At 61.6% G+C, this 22,246-nt stretch carries 19 protein-coding genes and 1 pseudogene; 11 read left to right on the forward strand and 9 right to left on the reverse strand.

What is annotated here, in order from left to right:
* Window positions 1-197: 197 nt before the first annotated feature.
* Both D882_RS1000000133620 and D882_RS1000000133625 read left to right on the forward strand, forming a co-directional pair.
* Window positions 198-1,268: pseudogene (locus tag D882_RS1000000133620) on the forward strand (HAMP domain-containing protein); the annotation flags it as partial.
* 102 nt (window positions 1,269-1,370) lie between these two features.
* On the forward strand, window positions 1,371-2,126 hold the full coding sequence (locus D882_RS1000000133625) for a methyl-accepting chemotaxis protein (protein ID WP_371258962.1): 756 nt from the start codon (window positions 1,371-1,373) through the stop codon (window positions 2,124-2,126).
* Window positions 2,127-2,252: 126 nt separating this feature from the next.
* On the opposite strand, the gene D882_RS0123185 is transcribed toward D882_RS1000000133625, so the two are convergent.
* From D882_RS0123185 to D882_RS0123200, 4 genes are read right to left on the reverse strand one after another with little or no spacing between them, the layout of a single operon-like run.
* A complete protein-coding gene (locus D882_RS0123185; protein ID WP_027925445.1) occupies window positions 2,253-3,566 on the reverse strand; it encodes a sensor histidine kinase in 1,314 nt (437 codons plus the stop codon).
* Window positions 3,563-4,231 (reverse strand): response regulator transcription factor, encoded by a 669-nt coding sequence (locus D882_RS0123190; protein WP_027925446.1) that lies wholly within the window; start codon window positions 4,229-4,231, stop codon window positions 3,563-3,565. The genes D882_RS0123185 and D882_RS0123190 overlap by 4 nt, the downstream gene beginning before the upstream one ends.
* Window positions 4,232-4,234: 3 nt before the next feature.
* On the reverse strand, window positions 4,235-4,540 hold the full coding sequence (locus tag D882_RS0123195; RefSeq protein WP_027925447.1) for a PepSY domain-containing protein: 306 nt from the start codon (window positions 4,538-4,540) through the stop codon (window positions 4,235-4,237).
* Window positions 4,540-4,848, reverse strand: a complete 309-nt coding sequence (locus D882_RS0123200) for a PepSY domain-containing protein (protein WP_027925448.1) — start codon at window positions 4,846-4,848, stop codon at window positions 4,540-4,542. Before D882_RS0123200 ends, D882_RS0123195 begins: the two co-directional genes overlap by 1 nt.
* A 264-nt stretch (window positions 4,849-5,112) precedes the next feature.
* Here D882_RS0123200 and D882_RS0123205 point away from each other — a divergent pair, with 264 nt between their 5' ends.
* The 4 genes from D882_RS0123205 (at window position 5,113) to codA (ending at window position 9,015) form a co-directional block, all read left to right on the forward strand.
* Window positions 5,113-6,192 carry a patatin-like phospholipase family protein gene (locus D882_RS0123205; RefSeq protein WP_027925449.1) on the forward strand — a complete coding sequence of 360 codons (1,080 nt, stop codon included), beginning with the start codon at window positions 5,113-5,115 and terminating at the stop codon, window positions 6,190-6,192.
* A gap of 84 nt (window positions 6,193-6,276) precedes the next feature.
* Window positions 6,277-6,633, forward strand: coding sequence for a 6-carboxytetrahydropterin synthase QueD (gene queD, locus D882_RS0123210; RefSeq protein WP_081744008.1), 357 nt, complete (start codon window positions 6,277-6,279; stop codon window positions 6,631-6,633).
* Between the two features lie 211 nt (window positions 6,634-6,844).
* Window positions 6,845-7,669, forward strand: coding sequence for an alpha/beta fold hydrolase (locus D882_RS0123215; RefSeq protein ID WP_027925451.1), 825 nt, complete (start codon window positions 6,845-6,847; stop codon window positions 7,667-7,669).
* 101 nt (window positions 7,670-7,770) lie between these two features.
* Window positions 7,771-9,015: a cytosine deaminase gene (codA, locus tag D882_RS0123220; protein ID WP_027925452.1), complete on the forward strand. Its 1,245-nt coding sequence runs from the start codon at window positions 7,771-7,773 to the stop codon at window positions 9,013-9,015.
* Window positions 9,016-9,100: 85 nt separating this feature from the next.
* Here the strand turns inward: codA and D882_RS0123225 are convergent, their stop codons facing one another.
* Window positions 9,101-10,093 (reverse strand): DeoR family transcriptional regulator, encoded by a 993-nt coding sequence (locus D882_RS0123225; protein ID WP_027925453.1) that lies wholly within the window; start codon window positions 10,091-10,093, stop codon window positions 9,101-9,103.
* Between the two features lie 165 nt (window positions 10,094-10,258).
* Here D882_RS0123225 and D882_RS0123230 point away from each other — a divergent pair, with 165 nt between their 5' ends.
* A complete protein-coding gene (locus tag D882_RS0123230; RefSeq protein ID WP_027925454.1) occupies window positions 10,259-11,410 on the forward strand; it encodes an MFS transporter in 1,152 nt (383 codons plus the stop codon).
* A gap of 59 nt (window positions 11,411-11,469) precedes the next feature.
* Here D882_RS0123230 and D882_RS0123235 read toward each other — a convergent pair whose 3' ends face one another.
* The 4 genes from D882_RS0123235 to D882_RS0123250 form a co-directional block, all read right to left on the reverse strand.
* On the reverse strand, window positions 11,470-13,893 hold the full coding sequence (locus D882_RS0123235) for a TonB-dependent receptor (RefSeq protein WP_027925455.1): 2,424 nt from the start codon (window positions 13,891-13,893) through the stop codon (window positions 11,470-11,472).
* A gap of 97 nt (window positions 13,894-13,990) precedes the next feature.
* On the reverse strand, window positions 13,991-14,965 hold the full coding sequence (locus D882_RS0123240) for a FecR family protein (protein ID WP_027925456.1): 975 nt from the start codon (window positions 14,963-14,965) through the stop codon (window positions 13,991-13,993).
* 40 nt (window positions 14,966-15,005) lie between these two features.
* A complete protein-coding gene (locus tag D882_RS0123245) occupies window positions 15,006-15,506 on the reverse strand; it encodes a sigma-70 family RNA polymerase sigma factor (RefSeq protein WP_027925457.1) in 501 nt (166 codons plus the stop codon).
* A 231-nt stretch (window positions 15,507-15,737) separates the two neighbouring features.
* Window positions 15,738-16,100: a DUF6124 family protein gene (locus tag D882_RS0123250; protein WP_027925458.1), complete on the reverse strand. Its 363-nt coding sequence runs from the start codon at window positions 16,098-16,100 to the stop codon at window positions 15,738-15,740.
* 584 nt (window positions 16,101-16,684) lie between these two features.
* On the opposite strand from D882_RS0123250, the gene D882_RS0123255 reads away from it, so the two are divergent.
* From D882_RS0123255 to D882_RS0123270, 4 genes are all read left to right on the forward strand, one after another.
* Window positions 16,685-17,269, forward strand: coding sequence for a hypothetical protein (locus tag D882_RS0123255; protein WP_027925459.1), 585 nt, complete (start codon window positions 16,685-16,687; stop codon window positions 17,267-17,269).
* Between the two features lie 200 nt (window positions 17,270-17,469).
* Window positions 17,470-18,819 (forward strand): gluconate:H+ symporter, encoded by a 1,350-nt coding sequence (locus D882_RS0123260; protein WP_027925460.1) that lies wholly within the window; start codon window positions 17,470-17,472, stop codon window positions 18,817-18,819.
* Between the two features lie 139 nt (window positions 18,820-18,958).
* A complete protein-coding gene (locus D882_RS0123265) occupies window positions 18,959-20,284 on the forward strand; it encodes an OprD family porin (RefSeq protein ID WP_027925461.1) in 1,326 nt (441 codons plus the stop codon).
* A gap of 272 nt (window positions 20,285-20,556) precedes the next feature.
* Entirely contained in the window at window positions 20,557-22,233 is a 1,677-nt protein-coding gene (locus D882_RS0123270) for an MFS transporter (RefSeq protein WP_027925462.1), read from the forward strand.
* The last annotated feature ends 13 nt before the right edge of the window (window positions 22,234-22,246 follow it).

Genomic DNA, 22,246 nt, shown 5'->3' on the forward strand with positions numbered 1-22,246 from the left:
TCCAATGGAAAATCACCCTGCTGGCCGGGCTTTGCCTGGCCGGCATCGTGACCCTGCTGGTGGGTCTTTCGCTGTACCGCATGGAGCACAGCTCCGCGATGGTGAAAGCCTCAAGCATGGAGATGCTCAACGAAGCCGCCCAGGCGCGGATCGAATCCCAGGGTGAAAACCAGGCGCTGCTGATTCGTCAGCAGTTCATGGACGCCTATCAATATGGCCATGGATTCTCGCGTCAGGTGTTGTTCCTGCGCGATCAGGCCGAAAAGCGCTTTCTCGACGCCTTCGACCTGCGTGAAGACCTGACCCGCCAGGTCAAGTCGGCGCTGCAAGCCAACCCCGAGCTGCTCGGCCTGTCGCTGGTGTTCGAAGCCAACGCACTGGACGGCAAGGACGAACTGTTCACCGGCCAGGCGGAGCTCGGCAGCAACGACAAGGGCCGTTTCGCCCTGTACTGGTCCCAGCCGACGCCGGGCAAAGTGAAATCCATGGCGCTGCCGGAAAGTGACATGGCCGACACCAGCACCGGCCCCAGCGGCGAACCGGCCAACGCCTGGTTCACCTGCCCGCGCACCTCGCTCAAGCCGTGCGTGATCGAACCGTACTTCTACGTGATCGACGGCCAGAACGTGCTGATGACCAGCATCGTGTTTCCGCTGATGGTCAACGGTAAAGTGATCGCTTCGCTGTCGGTGGACATCAACCTCAACAGCCTGCAGGCCATGAGTCAGAGCGCGAGCAAAAAGCTCTATGACGGCCAGACCAACGTCAGCATCCTCAGCCCGGTCGGTTTGCTCGCCGGCTACAGTGCCGACGCCAGCAAACTCAGCCAGCGCCTGGACACCGTGGACAAGGCCGACGGCGCCGAGCTGATCCGCATGCTCGCCAGCGGCAGCAAAACCGAAAGCCTGCACAACGATCACCAGTTGAAAGTGCTGGCGCCGTTCCAGCCGATTCCCGGCGGCAAATCCTGGGGCGTGCTGCTCGACGTGCCGGAAAAAGTCCTGGTCGGCCCGGCCGAGATCCTGAAAAAACAACTCGACGACAGCAACACCACCGGTACCCTGGTCGAGCTCAGCCTCGGCGTGCTGGCCGCGTTGATCGGCCTGTTGCTGGTGTGGCTGATGGCCCGCAGCGTGACCAAACCGATCCTCGGCGTGGCCCACATGCTGGAAGACATCGCCAGCGGCGAAGGCGACCTGACCCGGCGCCTGGCCTATGACAAAAAGGACGAACTGGGCCAGTTGGCCGGCTGGTTTAACCGCTTCCTCGACAAGCTGCAACCGATCATCGCCGAGGTCAAACGCTCGGTGCAGGACGCGCGCAGCACGGCGGACCAGTCGTCCGCCATCGCCACCCAGACCAGCGCCGGCATGGAGCAGCAATACCGTCAGGTCGATCAGGTCGCCACCGCGTCCCACGAAATGAGCGCCACCGCCCAGGACGTTGCCCGCAGCGCCGCCCAAGCCGCACAGGCAGCCAAGGACGCGGATCAGGCGACTCGCCGCGGTTTGACCGTGATCGACCAGACCACCACCAGCATCGACCACCTCGCCGCCGACATGAGCGCGGCCATGGTGCAAGTCGAAGGGCTGGCGGCAAACAGCGAGAAGATCGGTTCGGTGCTGGAAGTGATTCGCGCGATTGCCGAACAGACCAACCTGTTGGCCCTCAACGCCGCCATCGAAGCCGCCCGTGCGGGTGAGGCTGGACGCGGTTTTGCCGTGGTCGCCGATGAAGTGCGCAACCTGGCACGCCGCACTCAGGAGTCGGTCGAGGAAACCCGCCTGGTGATCGAGCAATTGCAGAGCGGCACCCAGGACGTTGTCGGTTCGATGAACAACAGCCATCGTCAGGCTCAGGGCAGTGTCGAGCAAGTCAGCCAGGCCGTGACTGCGTTGCGTCAGATCGGCGATGCGGTGACGGTGATCAGCGACATGAACCTGCAGATTGCTTCAGCGGCGGAAGAACAGAGTGCAGTGGCGGAAGAGATCAACAACAACGTGGCAACGATTCGCGACGTGACGGAGTCGCTGTCGGGGCAGGCCAATGAGTCGGCGCGGGTGAGCCAGTCGCTGAACAGCCTGGCGAATCAGCAGCAGAGTCTGATGGACCAGTTCCGGGTTTAACGCAGTTATTTCATCCGCAGAAGATCAAAATGTGGGAGCGGGCTTGCCCGCGATGAGGCCATAACATCCGACATCTATGTTGACTGTTACATCGCCATCGCGGGCAAGCCCGCTCCCACAGGTCACTCAACGTTTTGGGAGTTCAATCACGACCTTCAACCCGCCCCACTCGCTCTCGTCCAGCCGCAGCACCCCGCTCCACGTGTCGACGATGTCGCGCACAATCCCCAATCCCAACCCGTGCCCATCCGTCTGTTCATCCAGCCGCGTACCGCGACTGAACACTTGCGCCCGCTGCTCCTCGGGAATCCCCGGCCCATCATCTTCTACACTCAACTCAAACCCGCCCGCTGTCTCGATCACGCTCAAACGAACCTCGGCATCCGCCCATTTACAGGCGTTATCGAGCACGTTACCGAGCAGTTCGAGCAAATCCTCACGGTCCCAAGGCAGCTGCAACCCGGCCGGTGCGCGGTAGCTGAGCGCCAGGTGCTCGCCATGAATCATGTTCAGCGTCGCCAATAGCCCCGGCAGTTCTCCATCACAATCAAACAACGCCCCCGGCAGCGCGTCGCCGGACAACCGGGCGCGGTTGAGTTCGCGATTGAGGCGTTGCTGGACCTGTTCCAGCTGCGCCTTGAGGATCTTGCGCAACTCGGGATGAGCGTCGAGTTTTTCGCTGGAGGCCAGGCTCAACAGCACCGCCAACGGGGTTTTCAAGGCATGCCCGAGGTTGCCCAAGGCATTGCGTGAACGCTTGAGGCTGTCTTCGGTGTGCGCGAGTAGATGGTTGATCTGCGCCACCAGCGGCTCGAGTTCCACCGGGACCTGATCATCCAGTTGCGAACGCTGGCCTTGTTGCAACTGGGCGATCTGTTCGCGGGCCTTTTCCAGCGGGCGCAAGGCGCGGCGCACGGTGATGCGTTGCAACAGCAAAATCAGCAGCAACCCGGCCAGCCCCAATCCCAAGCCCACTTGCTGCATGCGTTTGAAGCTCTCGCGCACCGGTGTGTAATCCTGCGCGACGCTGATGGAGATGGACTGCCCAAGGCGTCGATAGTCGGAACGCAACACCAGCAACTGCTGCCCTTCCGGCCCCAATTGCAGGTTGCTGTGCAGGCCCGGATGCTCCAGCCGTGGCAACTCCTGATCCCACAGCGAACGGGAGCGCCAATGGCTGTCGGCAAAATCGATGCGGAAGTAATGCCCGGAGAACGGACGTTGATAGGCCGGTGACAGGTGCCGCTCATCCAGTTGCAAGCCTTGCGGCCCACGGACCAGCGCCACCAGCAAATTTTCGCTGTCGTCGCGCAACCCGGCTTCGAGGTAGCGCTGCAAGCCCATTTCGAACAGCCACAGACTGGTTTGCGCCAGCACCAGGCCGACGACGACCATGACGCTGATCAGTCCCAGGCTCAAGCGGCGCTGGATCGACCTCACTGAGCAGCCCCGCCGAACAGGTAACCCTGACCGCGGCGGGTTTCGATCACGCTACGACCGAGTTTACGGCGCAGGTGGTTGACGTGAACTTCCAGCACGTTGGAATCGCGCTCGGTTTCACCGTCGTAGAGGTGTTCGGCGAGGTGGCTTTTGGAGAGGATCTGTTCGGGGTGCAGCATGAAGTAGCGCAGCAGGCGAAACTCGGCGGCGGTCAGCTGAATGTCGGCACCATCGCGGGTCACGCACTGCCGGCCCTCATCAAGGTGCAGCCCGGCCGCCTTGAGCGTCGGCTGATTGGCCTGGCCGTGGGAACGACGCAGCAGCGCCTGAACCCGCAGGTGCAATTCTTCCGGGTGGAAAGGCTTGGTCAGGTAATCATCGGCGCCGGCCTTGAGGCCTTCGATGCGCTCGGCCCACGAATCGCGTGCGGTGAGAATCAGCACCGGCGTCGACAAACCGCCTTCTCGCCATTGCGTCAGCACCTCAAGCCCCGACAAACCTGGCAGGCCGAGGTCGAGGATGATCAAGTCGTAGGGCTCGCTGCTGCCCTGATAGACCGCATCGCGACCGTCGGCCAGCCAGTCCACCGCATACCCCTGACGATTGAGGCCGGCCATCAGTTCGTCGGCCAACGGCACGTGGTCTTCCACCAGCAGCAATCGCATCGATCAGTCTTCCTTGTCTTTGAGTAAACGGCCGCTGACGGCCTCGATGTCCAGCTCGCGGACCACGCCCTCGGCGGTCAGCAACTCGACTTCATAAATGTAGACGTCGTGCTTTTCTTCTAGCTCGGCTTCCAGCAGTTTGGAACCGGGATAGCGATCCAGCGCCTGCTGCAGCAGTTGCTCCAGCGGCAGGATTACCCCTTGCTGGCGCAGGCGCAGGGCTTCGTCCTGGTCGAGGTCGCGGGCCAAAACCGCCGAGCAAAACGCCAGCAGCACCAGCGCCATGCGTGAAAATGAACGCACCTTCATTACGTATCCTGATGATCCTTGAGAACCTGGCCGCTGACGGCGTCTAATTCCAGGTCCCACTCGATGCCCTGTGGGTCGCGCAGCTCAACCTGATAGATGTACTTGCCATACTCTTCTTCCAGTTCGGTCTGGGTCACCGTCGAACCGGGGTGTTTGGTCAGAGCCGTGGCGTTGAGCTTCTCGAAAGACACAATGGTACCAGCGTCACGCAGCCTCAGGGCTTCGTCGGGACCGAGGTCGCGGGCGTGGGCGAGGCTGGCGGTCATGGCAATGATCGAGGCGGCGGACAGGGCAGTCAGGATTTTCATGGGTGTCTCCGTATTTTTTATGTGTTGCCTACGAAGGTCACCTTAGCGAGCTGAACTTAATTGAAACTGAATTGCCATCATGAAAGATGGCAACACGACATTACAGACCTGCTCAAAAACCCTGTGGGAGCGCGCTTGCTCGCGATAGCGGTGTATCAGTCACCGTCAGTGTTGAATTTGAGACTGCTATCGCGAGCAGACTCACTCCTACAATGACCGTGCTGCCTGTTTATAATCTTGCGCTTGCCAACCATCGAGACCGGTATGACCGCCATCCACATCAAGTTCCCCTCCCTGACCCTCAAGGCCGGCCCGCGTGCGTTGGCGCGCATCCGTAAAGACGGCTTGAGCGCCGCCGACGTCGGCACGCTACCCGGTGCCGCCGGTGGCCCGAAGGCGTTGGGGATTCAAGGGCTGGACCTGGCGTTGTTTGGCGAATGGCTGCCGGCCGCCCCCCGCGAACGCTCGCTGATTGGCGCCTCGGTCGGTTCCTGGCGCTTCGCCAGTGCCTGCCTGCCGGACGCTGCCGAAGGCATCCGGCGTCTCGGGCATTTGTACACCGAGCAGAATTTCGCCAAGGGCGTGACCATGGCGCAGATCAGCCAGAGCTCGCAGCGCATGCTCGATGAATTGCTCGACGGCCGCGACGCCTCGATCCTGAACAACGCGAATTACCGACTGAACATCATGGTGGTCAAAAGTCACGGTAACCTGGCCGACGATCATCGCGGTCGGTTGGGGCTGGCGTTGGGATCAGTGATCGCCGACAACCTGCGCGGTCGCGCGCGGCTGTCGCGGCATTTCGAACGGCTGATCATCCACGACCCGCGCCTGGCCCCGCCGGTCAATGCGCTGAATGACTTCCCCTCGCGCTTTGTTGCGCTGAACGCCGGCAACCTGCGCCAGGCGCTGCTGGCGTCGGGTTCAATCCCGATGGTGATGGAAGGCGTGCGCGACTTGCCCGGCGCCGGCGCGGGGACATTCCGCGACGGCGGACTGCTCGACTATCACCTCGACCTGCCCTACAGCGGCAACGACATCGTGCTGTACCCGCATTTCACCGACCGGGTGATTCCCGGGTGGTTCGACAAGACCTTGCCTTGGCGCCGCGCCTGCCCTGCGCGCCTGCAGGATGTTCTGCTGCTGGCGCCGTCGAAAGAGTATCTGACGCGCCTGCCCTACGGAAAACTGCCGGACCGTAACGATTTCAAGCGTTTCATGGGCGATGCGCCGGCGCGGCAGAAATACTGGCGCGCCGCCATGGAAGAAAGCCGACGCCTGGGTGACGAGTTCCTCGAACTGGCCGCCAACGGTCGCCTCGGCGAGCGCTTGCTGACCCTTTAGTCAGTGTTTCGCCCGCAGCTCTGGTAAACTCGCCGCCTGCCCACATCGCCGCGGCGATCGCCACCTGACAGAGCTGAAATCACTGTGGAAATCTTCAAAGAGTTTACGTTCGAATCCGCCCACCGCCTGCCCCACGTGCCGGAAGGCCACAAGTGCGGTCGCCTGCACGGTCACTCGTTCAAAGTGGCGATCCACTTGAGCGGCGACCTCGACCCGCACACCGGCTGGATCCGTGACTTCTCGGAAATCAAGGCGATCTTCAAGCCGCTCTACGAGCGCCTGGACCACAACTACCTGAACGACATTCCCGGCCTGGAAAACCCGACCAGCGAAGTGCTGGCCAAATTCATCTGGAATGAATTGAAGCCCCTGTTGCCGGAACTCAGCGCGATCCGCATCCACGAAACCTGCACCAGCGGCTGCATCTATCACGGCGAGTAACCCACTCCAACAGCCAACACGAATCCCTGTGGGAGCGGGCTTGCCCGCGATAACGGTGTACCAGTTAGCACATGTACTGACTGACACACCGCTATCGCGGGCAAGCCCGCTGCCACAATGGGCACTGCGTTTCGTCAGTGAATGATCAAGCCACCTTCATCGGTGGCTTTTTTATGCCTATGCTTTTTGCCTCGCCCCAGAGGACACGCACATGGCTGACTGGCTGCTGGACCGCCAATACCGCTTCAACGGGCACCGCATTCACTACGCCGTGCACGGCGACGGCCCGCCGCTGGTGTTCGTGCATGGCACGCCCTTCTCTTCCTACGTGTGGCACCGTATCGCCCCGCACTTCATTGCCTCCCACCGGGTGTACTACTTCGACCTGTTGGGCTATGGCCAATCGGAGAAAATCGACGGCGACGTGTCGCTGGGCGTGCAGAACGAGTTGCTGGCGCGCTTGCTCGATCACTGGGCCATCGAGCAGCCCGATGTGGTGGCTCACGATTTCGGCGGCGCCACCGCACTGCGCACGCACCTGCTGAACGGCAAGGATTACCGCAGCCTGACATTGATCGACCCCGTGGCGCTGACCCCGTGGGGCTCACCGTTCGTGCAGCATGTGCGCCAGCATGAAGCGGCGTTCAGTGGCGTACCCGATTACATTCAACAAGCCATCGTCCCGGCCTACATTCGCGGGGCGATCAAACGCGACATCCCCGAAGCAGAACTCGCGCCCTACGTGCGGCCGTGGCTGGGGGAGCCGGGGCAAGCGGCGTTCTACCGGCAAATTGCGCAGATGGATGAGCGCTATACCCGCGAGGCTCAAGGGTTGTACCCGAGCATTCGGTGCCCGGTGCAGATTCTGTGGGGCGAGGACGACCAGTGGATCCCCATCGAACGCGGCCGGGCGCTGCATCAGCTGATACCGGGGTCGCAGTTTCATCCGATTCCCAATGCCGGGCATCTGGTGCAGGAAGATGCGCCCGAGGCCATCGTCGCGGCGTTGCTGCGGTTCCTGCCCCTGACTCAATGACCCCACTCCTACAAGGGCTGTGTTGTGTTTCGTCACGCGGCACTGGCAAGGATCGCCACTGCCGCGCTAATTTAGAGTCATCAACCCAAAGGACTCGCCTCATGCACATCATCAACGCCCGCCTGCGCAACCAAGATGGCCTGCATGAGTTGTACCTGGAAGACGGCCTGATCCGCACCATCGCCCGACAGACCGAAGCCCCGACCCTGGGGCCCGACGATCTGGACGCCGGTGGCAACCTGGTGGTGCCGCCCTTCGTCGAACCGCACATTCACCTCGACGCCACCCTGACCGCCGGCGAGCCGCGCTGGAACATGAGCGGCACGCTGTTCGAAGGGATCGAGTGCTGGGGCGAACGCAAGGTCACGATCACCGAGGAAGACACCAGGACACGCGCCAGGAAAACCATCCAGACCCTCGCCGCCCACGGCATCCAGCATGTGCGCACCCACGTCGATGTCACCGACCCGCAGCTGACCGCGCTCAAGGCGATGCTCGAGGTGCGCGAGGAAAGCCGTCACCTGATCGACATGCAAATCGTCGCGTTCCCGCAGGAAGGCATCGAGTCGTACCGCAATGGCCGCGAGCTGATGGAGGAAGCCATCCGTATGGGCGCCGATGTGGTCGGCGGCATTCCGCATTTTGAGTACACCCGTGATCAGGGCGTCAGTTCAGTGAAATTCCTGATGGACCTGGCCGAGCGCACCGGTTGCCTGGTGGACGTGCATTGCGACGAAACCGACGACCCGCATTCACGCTTCCTCGAAGTACTGGCCGAAGAGGCGCGCAGCCGCGGCATGGGTTCGCGGGTCACCGCCAGCCACACCACGGCGATGGGTTCTTACGACAACGCCTACTGCGCCAAACTGTTCCGCTTGCTCGGGCATTCGGGGATCAGCTTTGTCTCCTGCCCCACGGAAAGCATTCACCTGCAAGGACGCTTCGACACTTTCCCGAAACGTCGTGGCGTGACGCGGGTCAACGAGTTGCTCGAAGCCGGAATGAACGTGTGTTTCGGCCAGGACTCGATCGTGGACCCGTGGTATCCGCTGGGTAACGGCAACATCCTGCGAGTGCTCGAAGCCGGGCTGCACATTTGCCACATGCTCGGGTATCGCAACCTGCAAAGTGCGCTGGACCTGGTGACGGACAACAGCGCCAAGGCGATGAACCTCGGTGATCGTTATGGCCTGGAAGCGGGTCGGCCGGCGAACTTGCTGGTGCTCTCGGCGGACAGTGACTACGAGGTGATTCGCAGCCAGGGCTTGCCGCTGTATTCGGTGCGCGGGGGCAAGTTGCTGATGAAGCGGACGATGCCGGTGGTGGAGTTCAGCGGTCTGAGCTGAAGGCCTCATCGCGGGCAAGCCACGCTCCCACAGTGGAATGCATTCCAAATGTGGGAGCGTGGCTCCCGCGATAGCTTTCTTGAGTTCACCGCTTCAACCGAGCCGTACCAAACAGCCTGACCCGACTCAATTCCCCCGCCACTTCCTCCAGCAAAATCGGCGCCGTGCCGCCCGGCATCACCACGCTCACCTCCCCCGCCGAAACCCAACCGACCCGCCACGCCGCACACGCCACCGCACTGGCGCTGGTGCCCGAAGATGCCGTCGGCCCCTCCCCGCGCTCAAACACTCGCGCAGCGACCCGGCCTTCGGATTCAAGCATCGCCCACTGCACATTCACCCCCGCCGGACACGGCTGACCGGCCCCGGCCGGCATGGCGTAAGCAATCCGCAGCAACCCTTCAGCCAAGGGTGATTCACGCATCTGCGCATTGCTCGGCAACGCAGCAGCGTCCTCTAACAGCGTCACGCAATGTGGATTGCCGACGCGCACAAACTGGCTGCGGTTCCAGGCAGGATCCAGCGCCGCCAAGGGCGCGACATGGCTGACGTCCCGACCGTTCAACAGCCCATCCTCAACCCCCTGCGCGCCCACGGCTTGCGGCCCGAACGTCGGCTTTCCCAGGTCCAGCCAAAACCCTTGCACGCCATCGACTTCCGCCGGTTTCACGGATGTCTCCCCCGGCGAAACCGTGTCCGTCTTGTCGTGATGAACCCGCAGCAGGCACGCCCCCTCCTCCGGCATCAAGCCCTGCTCACTGAGCGACTGGGAGAAAATCGTCAGCCCATTGCCACTGCGTTCGGCCAACGTGCCGTCGGTATTGACGATCAGCAGGTCATACGGCGGCGCCGATTGAAACGGCCCGACCAGCAAACCGTCGCTGCGATGGTCCTTGCTGCCGGGGGGCTGAATGCCGGGGGCCCAGCCACAAAATGCGTTGATGGCCGCAACCGACCACTGCTCGCGGGTTTGCGCGGCAAGGTCAGCCCGTTGAGGCAGATCGATCCCGCTATCGCGCACAGCCTCGGGCGCCACGACGATATAAATATTGCCCCGTGCATCGTAAATCCGCGTCATGTCGCCTCCTGTCGGAACAATCAATGGGTCGACGATATCGCGAAACCGCGACAGCCTGTGCAAGGATGTGAACCTGCCTCACCGCGAATTGCTGCGGACACTGATAGAACCCGCGGGATCAGTCAGTGTCCTTTGGGGACGCGACGTTTTTTGCCAAGGATTGATATGACCAGCCTCAAGACCCCAACCTCATTTGTTCCTGGCCGTCTGGAGCAGATGTCCACCCGCATCGCCTTCTTCATCGCCGGTCTCGGCATCGCCGCCTGGGCGCCGCTGGTGCCGTACGCCAAGGCGCGGGCCGGGCTGGATGAAGGCACGCTCGGCCTGCTGCTGTTGTGCCTCGGGGTCGGGTCGATTCTGGCGATGCCGATGGCCGGATTGCTGGCGTCACGCTTCGGCTGCCGGCGCGTGGCGGCGGGCGGGACGTTGCTGATCTGTGCGGCCTTGCCGTTGCTGGCGACGGTGTCGTCAGTGCCGGCGTTGATCGCCACGTTGTTCATGTTTGGCGCCGGGCTGGGCACGGTGGATTCGACGGTGAACCTGCAAGCGGTGATCGTCGAACGGGCCAGCGGCAAGAACATGATGTCGGGGTTTCACGGGATGTTCAGCCTCGGCGGGATCGTCGGCGCCGCGGGGGTCAGCGGCTTGCTCGGCCTCGGGATTTCACCGTTGGGCGCGATGTTGGTGGTGATTGCAGTGCTGCTGCTGGCCCTGCTGAAAGCGGCGCCGCACCTGTTGCCTTACGGCAGCGAAAGCACCGGCCCGGCGTTTGCGGTGCCCCATGGGATCGTGCTGTTTATTGGCGGAATGTGCTTCATCGTATTCCTCGCCGAAGGCGCGGCGCTCGACTGGAGTGCGGTGTTTTTGACGCAGGAACGCGGGATCGATACCGCGTACGCCGGGCTGGGGTATGCGGCGTTTGCGTTGACCATGACGGCCGGGCGCTTGACCGGCGACCGGATTGTCCGGCATCTGGGCTCCACGCGGGTGATGGTGTTCGGTGGACTGACGGCCGCAGCGGGCCTGGCGTTGGCCACGTTCGCACCGACCTGGGAGATGGCGCTGGTGGGGTATGCATTGTTGGGTGCGGGGTGTTCGAACATTGTGCCGGTGCTGTACACCGCTGTCGGCAAACAGACCGTCATGCCCGAACACATCGCCGTGCCGGCCATTACCACGTTGGGTTATGCGGGGATCCTCGCCGGTCCGGCGTTAATCGGGTTTATCGCCCATGGCAGCAGTTTGAGTTTTGCCTTTGGGTTGATGGCGCTGCTGCTGGTGGCGGTGGCCATTGGCGGCAAAGTGTTAAAAGCCTGAATTGTCGTGAGAGGGCTTGCTATGGCGAGGAGGCAAGCCCCCTCGCCACAGGTTTGTTTTTAGAACCCCACACTAGCCTGCACAAAGAACGTCCGCGGTGCCCCCACATACATCCCCGAGTTGTTGTCGCTGGACCGGGTGAAATACTGCTTGTCGAAGATGTTCTTCACCCCGGCGCCCAGCTTCAGGTTCGACAACTGCGAACCAAAGTCATAGCCACCGCGCGCGTTCCACGTCACGTAACCCGGAATATCGCCAAACTGCCCGTCCGCCGAACCTTCGGTGATGTAGTTGCCGTTGAAGCTGCCATCGGCGTTCACACCGGTGCCCGGCGAACGCTGCTTGGACTGGGCAAACGCATCGAGGTTGTAGGTCCAGCGATTGATGTCGTAACGCAGCCCGGCGGTGGCCACCTGACGCGAGTAGAACGGCAGGTCACGGCCCTTGAAGCCGGGAATCTCACCCTCATAAGTCGCGCGAGTGTAGGTAAAACCGGCGTTGGCAGTCAGGCCATCGAGCATCGGGTTCAGCGCGGCCAAGTCGTAATGCATCGACGCTTCCAGCCCCTGGTGCTTGGTCGCGCCGAGGTTGGTCCAGCCTACGTCATTGCTGATGTATTGCAGTTCGTCATCGAAGTCGATGTAGAACAGCGTCACTTCCCCGCCCCACGCGCCATCGTTGTAACGCGTGCCGACCTCGTAGGTCTTGGCTTTTTCCGGCTCCAGGCCATTGGCGGTGTTGTCGCCGATGCCGCCTTGGCCGAGCTGGAAATACTGCAGGCTGCCAAACGAAGTTTCGTAGTTGGCGAACAGCTTCCACTCTTCGGATACGTGATACATCACACTCAGCGCCGGCAGCGGCTCGTTGCTTTCGATGCTGCGGTTTTTCTCCGGTACACGCTTGCCGGCGGTGTCGAGCACCGCACGGTCGTGCCAGTCAGTGCTGATGTGTTCGAAGCGGATCCCCGGGGTCACGGTCCAGTTGCCGACGTCAATCTTGTTGTCGATGTACACCGAGTTGGCTTCAGTGCCGCCAGTCCGATCCTGGAACACATGGCCGTCAGAGGACGGCGTCAACACCGGCTGATTGTTCACCAGCGCGACACGGCTCGACTCTTCGTGCATCGCTTCTTTGAGGTAGCGATAACCGACGCTGACTTCCTGCGTGGTCGGACCCACATCAAACACGTGGGACACCCGTGGCTCGATGCCGAAGGTGTAGTAAGTGCGCGGGTACGAGCTGAGGGTTTTCTGGTCGCGGGCGGCGATGTTGCTGCCGCGAAAACTGTCGGTGTAGTAGGTCAGTACCTCGGCCTGGGTGCGGTCGTCGATCTGCCGCGCCCACTTGAACGACACGTCCTTGCGGCGGCCGCTGAAGTTGTCATAGTCGCGCACCGACTGGAACGGGTCGGCGTCGTATTGCGCCTGCGTCAGGCCGCCGGGCATGTCGGCACTGGCGTCGTAGTAGTGAAAGTTGAGGCTGAAATCGTCGACATCGGTCGGCGCCCAATGGGTCTTGAGGATCACGTCGTCGATGTCGTTGCCGTTGTTGCTTTCGCGGTAACCGTTGCCGTTGACGCCGGAATACAACAGCGCCATGCCGATGCCGTTGTCAGCGGTGCCGCCGACAAACGCGGTGTCGATGTGTTTCCAGCCACCGTGCTGCGAAGTTTCAAGGGTGGTGCCGATTTCACCGGTGGCTTTTTCCGGGATCGCGCGCGTCACGAAGTTGATCACGCCCCCCACGTTTTGCGGCCCGTAACGCACGGAACCGGCGCCGCGCACCACATCGATGCTGTCGAGGTTGCCCGAGGAAATCGGCGCCATCGACAACTGCGGCTGGCCGTACGGCGCAAACGCGGCCGGCACGCCGTCGATCAACACGGTGGAGCGCGGCGACAGGCGCGAAGTCAGGCCGCGCACGCCGACGTTCAGGGAAATATCGCTGCCGCCGGTGCCGTTGGCGTCCTGCACTTGCACGCCCGGCACACGCTTGAGCACATCACCGACGTTCATCGCGCCCTGCTCGATCATCGCTTCGCGACGAATCACCGTTCGCGCGCCGGGATGGTTCTGCACCACGGCGGCGTCGGCATCACCGAGCCAGTTGCCGACCACTTTGATGTCGGTCATGCCCAGTTCAAGCGGGCCGTTGGCGGCGGCAGTGGCTGCCGGCGTCAGGGTCACCGAGCCTTCATTGATCTGGTAGTCCAGACCGCTGCCTTGCAGCAATTGGCGCAAAGCCTGTTCCGGCGAGATGTCGCCGTCGACGGCCGGAGCCTGTTTGCCGGCGACCAGATCAGGACTGAAAAAAACCTGCAACGAAGACTGCTGGCCCAACTCACTCAAAGCCTCGCCCAATGGCTGCGCCGGAATATGAATGCCACCGGCGGCGAACGCCTGAGGCAGCGCAGCGTTGACCGCCAAGGCGAGCGCCAGCGGCAACCAATGGGATTTCTTGTTTTTGGCAGAGGTGTTATTCACGTCGAACAATGTCCTGTGGATCGCAAACATATGCGTTTGTTAATGCAAACCAGTTGCAGTTGGACAAGAAGACGATGAACTCGAAAAAAACCTGAATTTATTTTGAGATTATTTCCTGACTGCCGTCGTCGAGGGTGCGCACAGCCACCGGCAGGATGCTCGGCAGGGCCTTGAGCAGTGCGTCGGTGTTGTCGGATTTGAACACGCTGGTCAGGCGCAGATTGCCGACTTTGTCGCTGCCGACGGTGAGCGGCTTCTCGCGATAACGCGACACTTGCGCTGCCACCTCGCTGAGGCTGGCGTTGTTGAACACCAGTTTGCCGCTGCGCCACGCGGTCAGTTCTGCCGGGTTGACGGCGTAGGCTGTCGCGACAGTCCCTTGGGCATCAATGCGCGTGCCGAGGCCGGCGGTCAGGCTGACAAATTCGGCGCCCTGCCCCTGAACCTTGACCGTCCCCTGCTCCACCGCGACCCGGGTTTCGCTGAGATCGCGGCGCACATCGAAACGCGTGCCGGTGACCGTCACCTGGCCGTTGCCAGCATCAACCACAAACGGCCGGCGGGTGTCGTGCTCGACGCTGAACATCGCTTCGCCTTCGATCAACTCGACGCCGCGCCGGTCTTTTTCAAAGTTCACCTGAATGCGGCTGCGGCTGTTCAGGTCGATCACCGAGCCGTCAGGCAACGCCACATGACGACGTTCGCCCAACGCAGTGGAATATTCGGCGGTGTAAGTCGCCGGGTGATTCAAACCACTGAACAAGCCCAGACCCAGCGCCACAGCCACCACACTCGCGGCCACCGCGTAACGCATCCACGACTGACGTGCGCGTCGCGCCGGCAGGGTTTCACACAACGCTTGCAAACGTGCGGCCGGCAGCAGGTCAGCCGCCGTCCACAAGCCTTGAAGGGCTTCGAACTCTTCTCGATGTTGAGGGTGTTCGCCGAGCCACGCCTCGAAGCGCCGGTATTCAACGACGTCCACCGCCGGTTCCTGCATCCGCACAAACCAGCACGCCGCGTCGTCCCGAACGGTTGTATGCCCGCACGCGCAATCACGAGTATCCATCATGGAAGGTCCTGTTGGCCTGGGGATGAGAAGGCGCTGCCAATCATGGTTGCAACCCGTCAAGGCGGTCGCGCAGGTGCCGCAACGTGCGGATCATATACTTCTCCACCATGTTCTTTGACAGGCCCAGGCGTTCGGCGATTTCGGCCTGGGTCAGGCCTTCGATCTTCTGCCACACAAACACTTTGCGGCAATTGAGTGGCAACTCGGTGAGCGCCCGCTCGATGGAATCAGCCAACTGGATCGCCTGCATGTACTGCTCCGGGTCGCCGGTCGACGACACACTGAGATCATTCGCCTGCGACTCCATGGCGCCCCTTCGATCCTCCCGCCGATAACCGTCCACCGCGATGTTGCGCGCGGTCTGGTGCAAATAGGCCCGAGGTTGCTCCACCGCCACCGAATTCGACTCAAGCACCCGCACGAAGGTGTCGTGGGCCAGATCCTCGGCCTGCTGACGATTTCTCAGGCGACGGGTCCAGGTGCCAACCAACTCTTCGTAATGCTCGAAAAAGCCGTGTCTGCGGGGCAGCTTGGGGGTCATTGCGGTGTGCTGTGGGGATGGGGTGCGAATAGTAATGCTTCCTATTAACTGGAGGCAATGGATTACACGTCGAACTAACGGCAGGTGGATCGGCTGGTTGGGGAGCTTCCGGATCTGAGAGTGATGTTGTCTGGCATGCCGCCATCGCGAGCGGGCTCACTCCCACAGTGGATTGCATTCCTCTGTGGGAGCAAGCCTGCTCGCGAAGAACGATAACGCGGTCTCTGATGGTTACGTCGGCACCTCAACGTTATCCATCATCCGGTTCGCCGCCAGTTCCGCCAGCATGATGATCTGCTGGATCGCCATGGCCGTGTGCCGATGCGGCCCTTCCAGGTACCCCGCGAAGTCGCTGGTCATGACACTGGCCTGGGCCAATGTTTCACAGGTGTGGGCCAACAGGTCTTCGTCCCGCAGATTCGGTGCGAGCATGAACATCGTGCTGGGTTTGCGGGTCGCCGGGGATTTGATGGCGCCTGGGTTGAGGTAGTGATCGAGGGCGCGTTCGGCGGCTTCGTGGAGCTTCTTTGAATCGAGTGATTCGTAGGGGGATGCCGGATCTGTGTCTGGCGGATTTGGCGTTACCTTGAACATATTTACCTTCGTCCTTATCGGGCAGCCACGCCTCGCTACTAATACGAGGGGTGGCGGCTGTACGCAGGTTAGTAGACCGGAGAACGAAGGAAAAGCCGGCGCGTCCGAGGACGCCCTGCGCACAGCCACCATCAAATACAGGCATGGAAATACCTGTCTGACAGACGCTTGTGCAGCCTTCATATCCTCGGGCTACTAAACCCGATCACTGGGAATCAGTGACGGGAATCAAGTTACCGAGGGCGTCCAAAGCACACAAGCCGGCGGATTCTGGCGTAGTCGTAGGGAATGGCGCAAGGCGTTGTAGCTTTCAGGAAGTATCCTTAAACACCTTTAAACAGCACTCCGATTTGAGGCCGCCATCGCGGGCAAGCCACGCTCCCACAGGGTCGGCGGTGATCACAAAATTTGTAAACCGGGCAGAATGGCGCCTGACTGGAAATGAGTGGCATTTCGTCCATTTTCTACGCTTTTTTATGCAGCCACACTGCCTGCTGCCAGCCGCCTTCTAGACTCATCGAATCAAGTGGAGCCACGCTCTGTGCGCTTTTCACTACGCTGATGAAAAACAAGGAAAAATCACCTTGAAGGTTTCGGCAATCAGTTTCGCCGGCGGCGTACTGTTTTCGGTGGGCGCTTCGGCCACCGGGATCATTCCTGTCTTCGACCTGGATTTCACCCGGTCAGCCGATCAGACACTGAAGAAGCTCAATATCAACGACGCGTGCATCGTGGCGGCGCCTGACCCCGTCGCGTTCACCTATTGCCGGGAAGGCTCGACCACCCTGTGGAAGTATCAGGCTGTTGAACTGGAACAACCGTCGGCAATTCACGTGGGTGCCCGGCAACCCAATATGCAGACCGGGCAAATCAGCGTTCTGGAAGTCAACAGCGCGGCGTGCCTGCAGGAAATGGAGTCCGGCGCTATTCCTGCCCTGATGTGCAGGGCAATACTCAGCATGATTGTGCTGATGCTGCTGATTGGCTTGCGATACACCTACAAGGTCATTCGCCACCACTACGATCAACGCACAGCGTTATCGGATCCCTTCTGGCAGCCCCCGCTCGAGCCTGTGCCGCCGGCGCACCATGCCATGGCCAAGGCGTTAGGCGCGTTTGCCGTCGCCGCTTTGCTGGCCCTCGCTTATTGCTGCTGCGCCGTTATCTGACCTCGACTCCCCCGCTGAATCCGCGCCCCGCAGGATGAAAATCCGCCTCTCCCAATTTCAAAAACAACGACAACCCGTACCTCTGTGCGACAAGCCTTATCCCTCCACGAAAATTACTTTCGCCTCGTTTGAAAATCACCTCTCGAAATGTTTTAAGAGTTTCACAATCCATTCGACGTGACCCTTTCGAGGAGTACCGCATGACCCTGTCCTTCGGCTATTGGCTGCTGGTGTATGCCGCCATCGCCATCATTGCGCTGATCGTGCTGATCGCCCGTTACCGACTCAATCCCTTCATCGTCATCACCCTGGTGTCCATCGGCCTGGCCTTGCTGGCCGGGATGCCGGCGTCCGGCGTGGTCGGCGCTTACGAGGCGGGCGTCGGCAAAACCCTGGGGCATATCGCGCTGGTGGTGGCGCTGGGCACGATGCTCGGCAAGATGATGGCCGAGTCCGGCGGTGCCGAGCAGGTGGCGCGGACCTTGATCGACCGTTTCGGCGAGAAGAACGCGCATTGGGCGATGGTCTGCATTGCGTTCCTGGTCGGGTTGCCGCTGTTTTTCGAAGTCGGTTTTGTGTTGCTGGTGCCGATTGCCTTCACCGTGGCGCGCCGTGTCGGCGTGTCGATCCTGATGGTCGGGTTGCCGATGGTCGCCGGCCTCTCCGTGGTTCACGCCCTGGTGCCGCCGCACCCCGCAGCGATGCTGGCGGTGCAGGTGTATGGGGCGTCGGTCGGGCAGACGTTGATGTACGCGATTTTGATCGGCATTCCGACGGCGATCATTGCTGGGCCGCTGTACGCCAAGTTCATCGTGCCGCGCATTCAATTGCCGGCCGAGAACCCGCTGGAGCGCCAATTCCTCGACCGCGAACCGCGCGACAGCCTGCCGGGGTTCGGCATCACCATGGCGACTATTTTGCTGCCGGTGGTGTTGATGCTGATCGGTGGCTGGGCCAACCTGATTTCCACGCCGGGCAGCGGCTTTAATCAGTTCTTGCTGTTCATCGGCAACTCGGTGATCGCCCTGTTGCTGGCGACCTTGCTGAGCTTCTGGACCCTCGGCATCGCCCAGGGCTTCAGCCGTGAATCGATTCTAAAATTCACCAATGAATGCCTGGCACCCACGGCGAGCATCACCTTGCTGGTTGGTGCCGGCGGCGGCCTGAACCGGATTCTGGTGGACGCCGGCGTCACCGACCAGATCGTCAGCCTGGCCCACGAGTTTCACTTGTCGCCGTTGATCATGGGCTGGCTGTTCGCCGCGTTGATGCGCATTGCCACCGGTTCCGCGACGGTGGCGATGACCACGGCTTCGGGGATTGTTGCGCCGGTGGCGATTGGGCTGGGTTATCCGCACCCGGAATTGCTGGTGTTGGCGACCGGTGCCGGCTCGGTGATTTTTTCTCACGTCAACGACGGCGGCTTCTGGTTGATCAAGGAATACTTCAACATGACCGTGGCCCAGACCTTCAAGACCTGGACGGTGCTGGAGACCATTATTTCCGTGGTCGCTTTCGGCCTGACCGTGGGCCTGTCCTACCTGATTTAACCGCGCGCCAATCGACTCAAAAAATACGTCACCCCGACGGCCTGATGCTCAGGTCGTTCATCGGGCGCGCCCTTCTGCGCGCCGGTTTCGGGGTGGCGGCGACTCTCCAAAAATCATAAGAAATCATCAGGAGCACCGTATGTACAACCGAACCGTCCCCACCGCCCTCTTGCTGGCCGCCAGCTCCCTGTGCGCGCAGGCCGCAGACACCGCCGCGCACGGCTTTCTGGAAGACAGCAAAGCCACCCTGTCGATGCGCACCTTGTATTTCAACAGCGACAACCGCGATGGCACCGCGGCGCCTTCGAAAACCGAGGAGACCGCCCAGGGTTTTGTGCTGCGTTACGAGTCGGGGTTTACCCAAGGTCCGGTAGGGTTCGGCCTGGATGCGCAGGCGCTGCTCGGTATCACACTGGACAGCGGCGATGGTCGCCACGTCGGCAGCGGCATGATCCCCACCGATGGCGACGGTGCAGTGGGCGCCTGGAGCAGCTTCGGCCCGACGGCGAAAATGCGCATCTCCAAGACAGAGTTTCGCTACGGCACTTTGCTGCCCAAGTTACCGATCCTCATCGCCAACGATGCGCGCGTATTGCCGCAGTCATTCACGGGTGCCCAAATCACTTCGAACGACATTGAAAACCTGACGCTGACCAGCGGCGTGCTTGAACACGCGGTCGGCCGCGCTTCGACAGACCGGACCGGCCTGTCGGTCCCCGGCGCCACGCAGGACAGTAACAAGTTCTACTACGCTGGCGGTGATTACAACATCACCAAGGATTTGAAGGCCCAGTACTACTTCGCGCAGCTGGAAGAGTTCTACAACCAGAACTTCCTCGGGCTGGTCCACGTTCTGCCGATTGACGGCAAAAGCTCCCTCACCACTGACCTGCGCTACTTCAACACCACGTCGACCGGCGCCAACAGCAGCGCCGCCGGCCGGGCCCGAGGCTACGGCATGTCGGGTTACACCGAGGACAACAACGGCGAGATCGACAACAACACCTGGGCGGCGATGATCACCTACGTGAACGGCGGCCACTCGGTGTCGCTGGGGCATCAACAGGTGAGCGATGGCAGCAACTTCGTCCAGCCCAACCAGGGCAGTCTGGTGGACAAGGGCGCCGGTGGCGGCAGCGTTTACCTGCCCACGGACAAGATGATCCAGAACTTTGCCCGCGCCGGTGAACAGACCAACTTCGGTCAGTACACCTATGACTTCGCGCCCTTGGGCGTGCCGGGGTTGAAGGCGTCGGTGGTGTACCTCAAGGGCACGGACATCAAGGCCCGCAACGCCAGCGATCAGTCCGAGTGGGAGCGCGACATGACCCTGGACTACGTGCTGCAATCGGGCACGCTCAAGGGGCTCGGTTTCACCGTGCGCAACGCCAAGTCCAACACCGATGCCGGGCGCAACGTCGATCAAAACCGCTTTATCGTCAACTACACGATCTCGCTGTTGTAACCACCGCCCGTTGAGAAACAAACGCCCCCTGTAGCAGCCGGACGCAGGCTTCGCCAGCTGCTACAGGGGTTCGCGTTTCGGGCGTTGATTGGAGGGCGGTGGGCTGGCGAGTGGATATCTGCACGAAGCTGATTATGCTTCAAGTAATCCGGCAGAAATGCCGGCGCCCTGCTTCGTGCAATTTGCAATCCGACGACATCAGCCCCAGGGCCTGGGTGCGGCAATTGATGAGAGGTACTCCGGCCTATAACAAGAGCAAGACGGAGAACACCATGGCCGCAATCGACAGTACAACCACAGGCAGTACGCCCGGACACGGCATCACCAAGGAGGAGCGCAAAGTCATTTTCGCGTCGTCCCTGGGTACCGTATTCGAATGGTATGACTTCTACCTTTACGGCTCTCTCGCCGCGATCATCGCCAAGCACTTCTTCGCCGGCGTCAACGAGACCACGGCGTTCATCTTCGCCCTGCTCGCCTTCGCCGCGGGTTTCGCCGTGAGGCCTTTCGGCGCCATTGTGTTCGGCCGGTTGGGCGACATGATCGGGCGCAAGCACACCTTCCTCATTACCATTGTCATCATGGGTATCTCCACCGCCATCGTCGGCTTCCTGCCCGGCTACGCCACCATTGGCGTGGCGGCGCCGGTCATCCTGATCACCCTGCGCCTGTTGCAAGGCCTGGCACTGGGCGGTGAATATGGCGGCGCGGCGACGTACGTGGCCGAACATGCGCCGCCCGGCAGACGCGGTTACTTCACCTCGTGGATCCAGACCACCGCGACCCTCGGCCTGTTTCTGTCGCTGCTGGTGATCCTCGCCTGCCGCACCCTACTCGGCACCGAAGCGTTCGAAGCCTGGGGCTGGCGGGTTCCGTTCCTGCTGTCGATCCTGCTGCTGATTGTCTCGGTGTACATCCGCCTGCAACTCAGCGAGTCGCCGGTGTTCAAGAAAATGAAGGAAGAAGGCAAGGCGTCGAAGGCGCCGCTGACCGAATCCTTCGCCCGTTGGGGCAACCTTAAAATCGTGATCATGGCGTTGCTCGGCGGGACGGCCGGTCAGGCGGTGGTCTGGTACACCGGGCAGTTCTATGCACTGTTTTTCCTGCTGCAAACCCTGAAGATCGACCCACAAACCGCCAACCTGCTGATCGCCGGTTCGCTGCTGATCGGTACGCCGTTCTTCGTGATTTTCGGCAGCCTGTCCGACCGCATCGGCCGCAAGGGCATCATCATGGCCGGCTGCATCCTCGCGGCGCTGACCTACTTTCCGATTTTCCACGCGTTGACCCAATACGGTAACCCCGACGTATTCGTTGCGCAGGAGAAGAACCCGGTCACGGTGATCGCCGATCCGGGCCAGTGCTCGTTCCAGTTCGACCCGGTGGGCAAGGCCCGATTCACCAGTTCCTGCGACCTCGCCAAGAGCCTGCTGGCGAAGCGGGCCATCCCCTACAAAAACGAGAAGGCAGAACCGGGCACCGTCGCCCAAGTGCGCATCGGCGACAAGGTCATCCAGAGTTTCGAGGGCACCAGCCTGCCGGCCGCCGACTTCAAGACCCGCAACGACGCCTTCACCGCCACCCTCACCCTGGCCCTGAAGGAGGCCGGTTACCCCGAAAAGGCTGACCCGGCGAAGACCAACTACCCGATGGTATTGCTGCTGCTGACCCTCCTCGTGATCTACGTGACCATGGTCTACGGGCCTATCGCTGCGTGGCTGGTGGAACTGTTCCCGGCGCGCATCCGCTACACCTCGATGTCGCTGCCGTACCACATCGGCAACGGCTGGTTCGGCGGGTTTCTGCCAACAGTGGCGTTCGCCATGGTCGCGGCCACCGGGGATATCTATTACGGGTTGTGGTATCCGATCGTGATCGCGGTGATGACAGCGATTCTCGGCACGTTCTTCCTGCCGGAAACCAAGGACCGCGAGCTTCATCACACCTGAAATGCGCAGCCGC

Origin of the sequence: Pseudomonas sp. URMO17WK12:I12, from assembly GCF_000514395.1 — a bacterium.
Lineage (GTDB): Bacteria > Pseudomonadota > Gammaproteobacteria > Pseudomonadales > Pseudomonadaceae > Aquipseudomonas > Aquipseudomonas mucoides.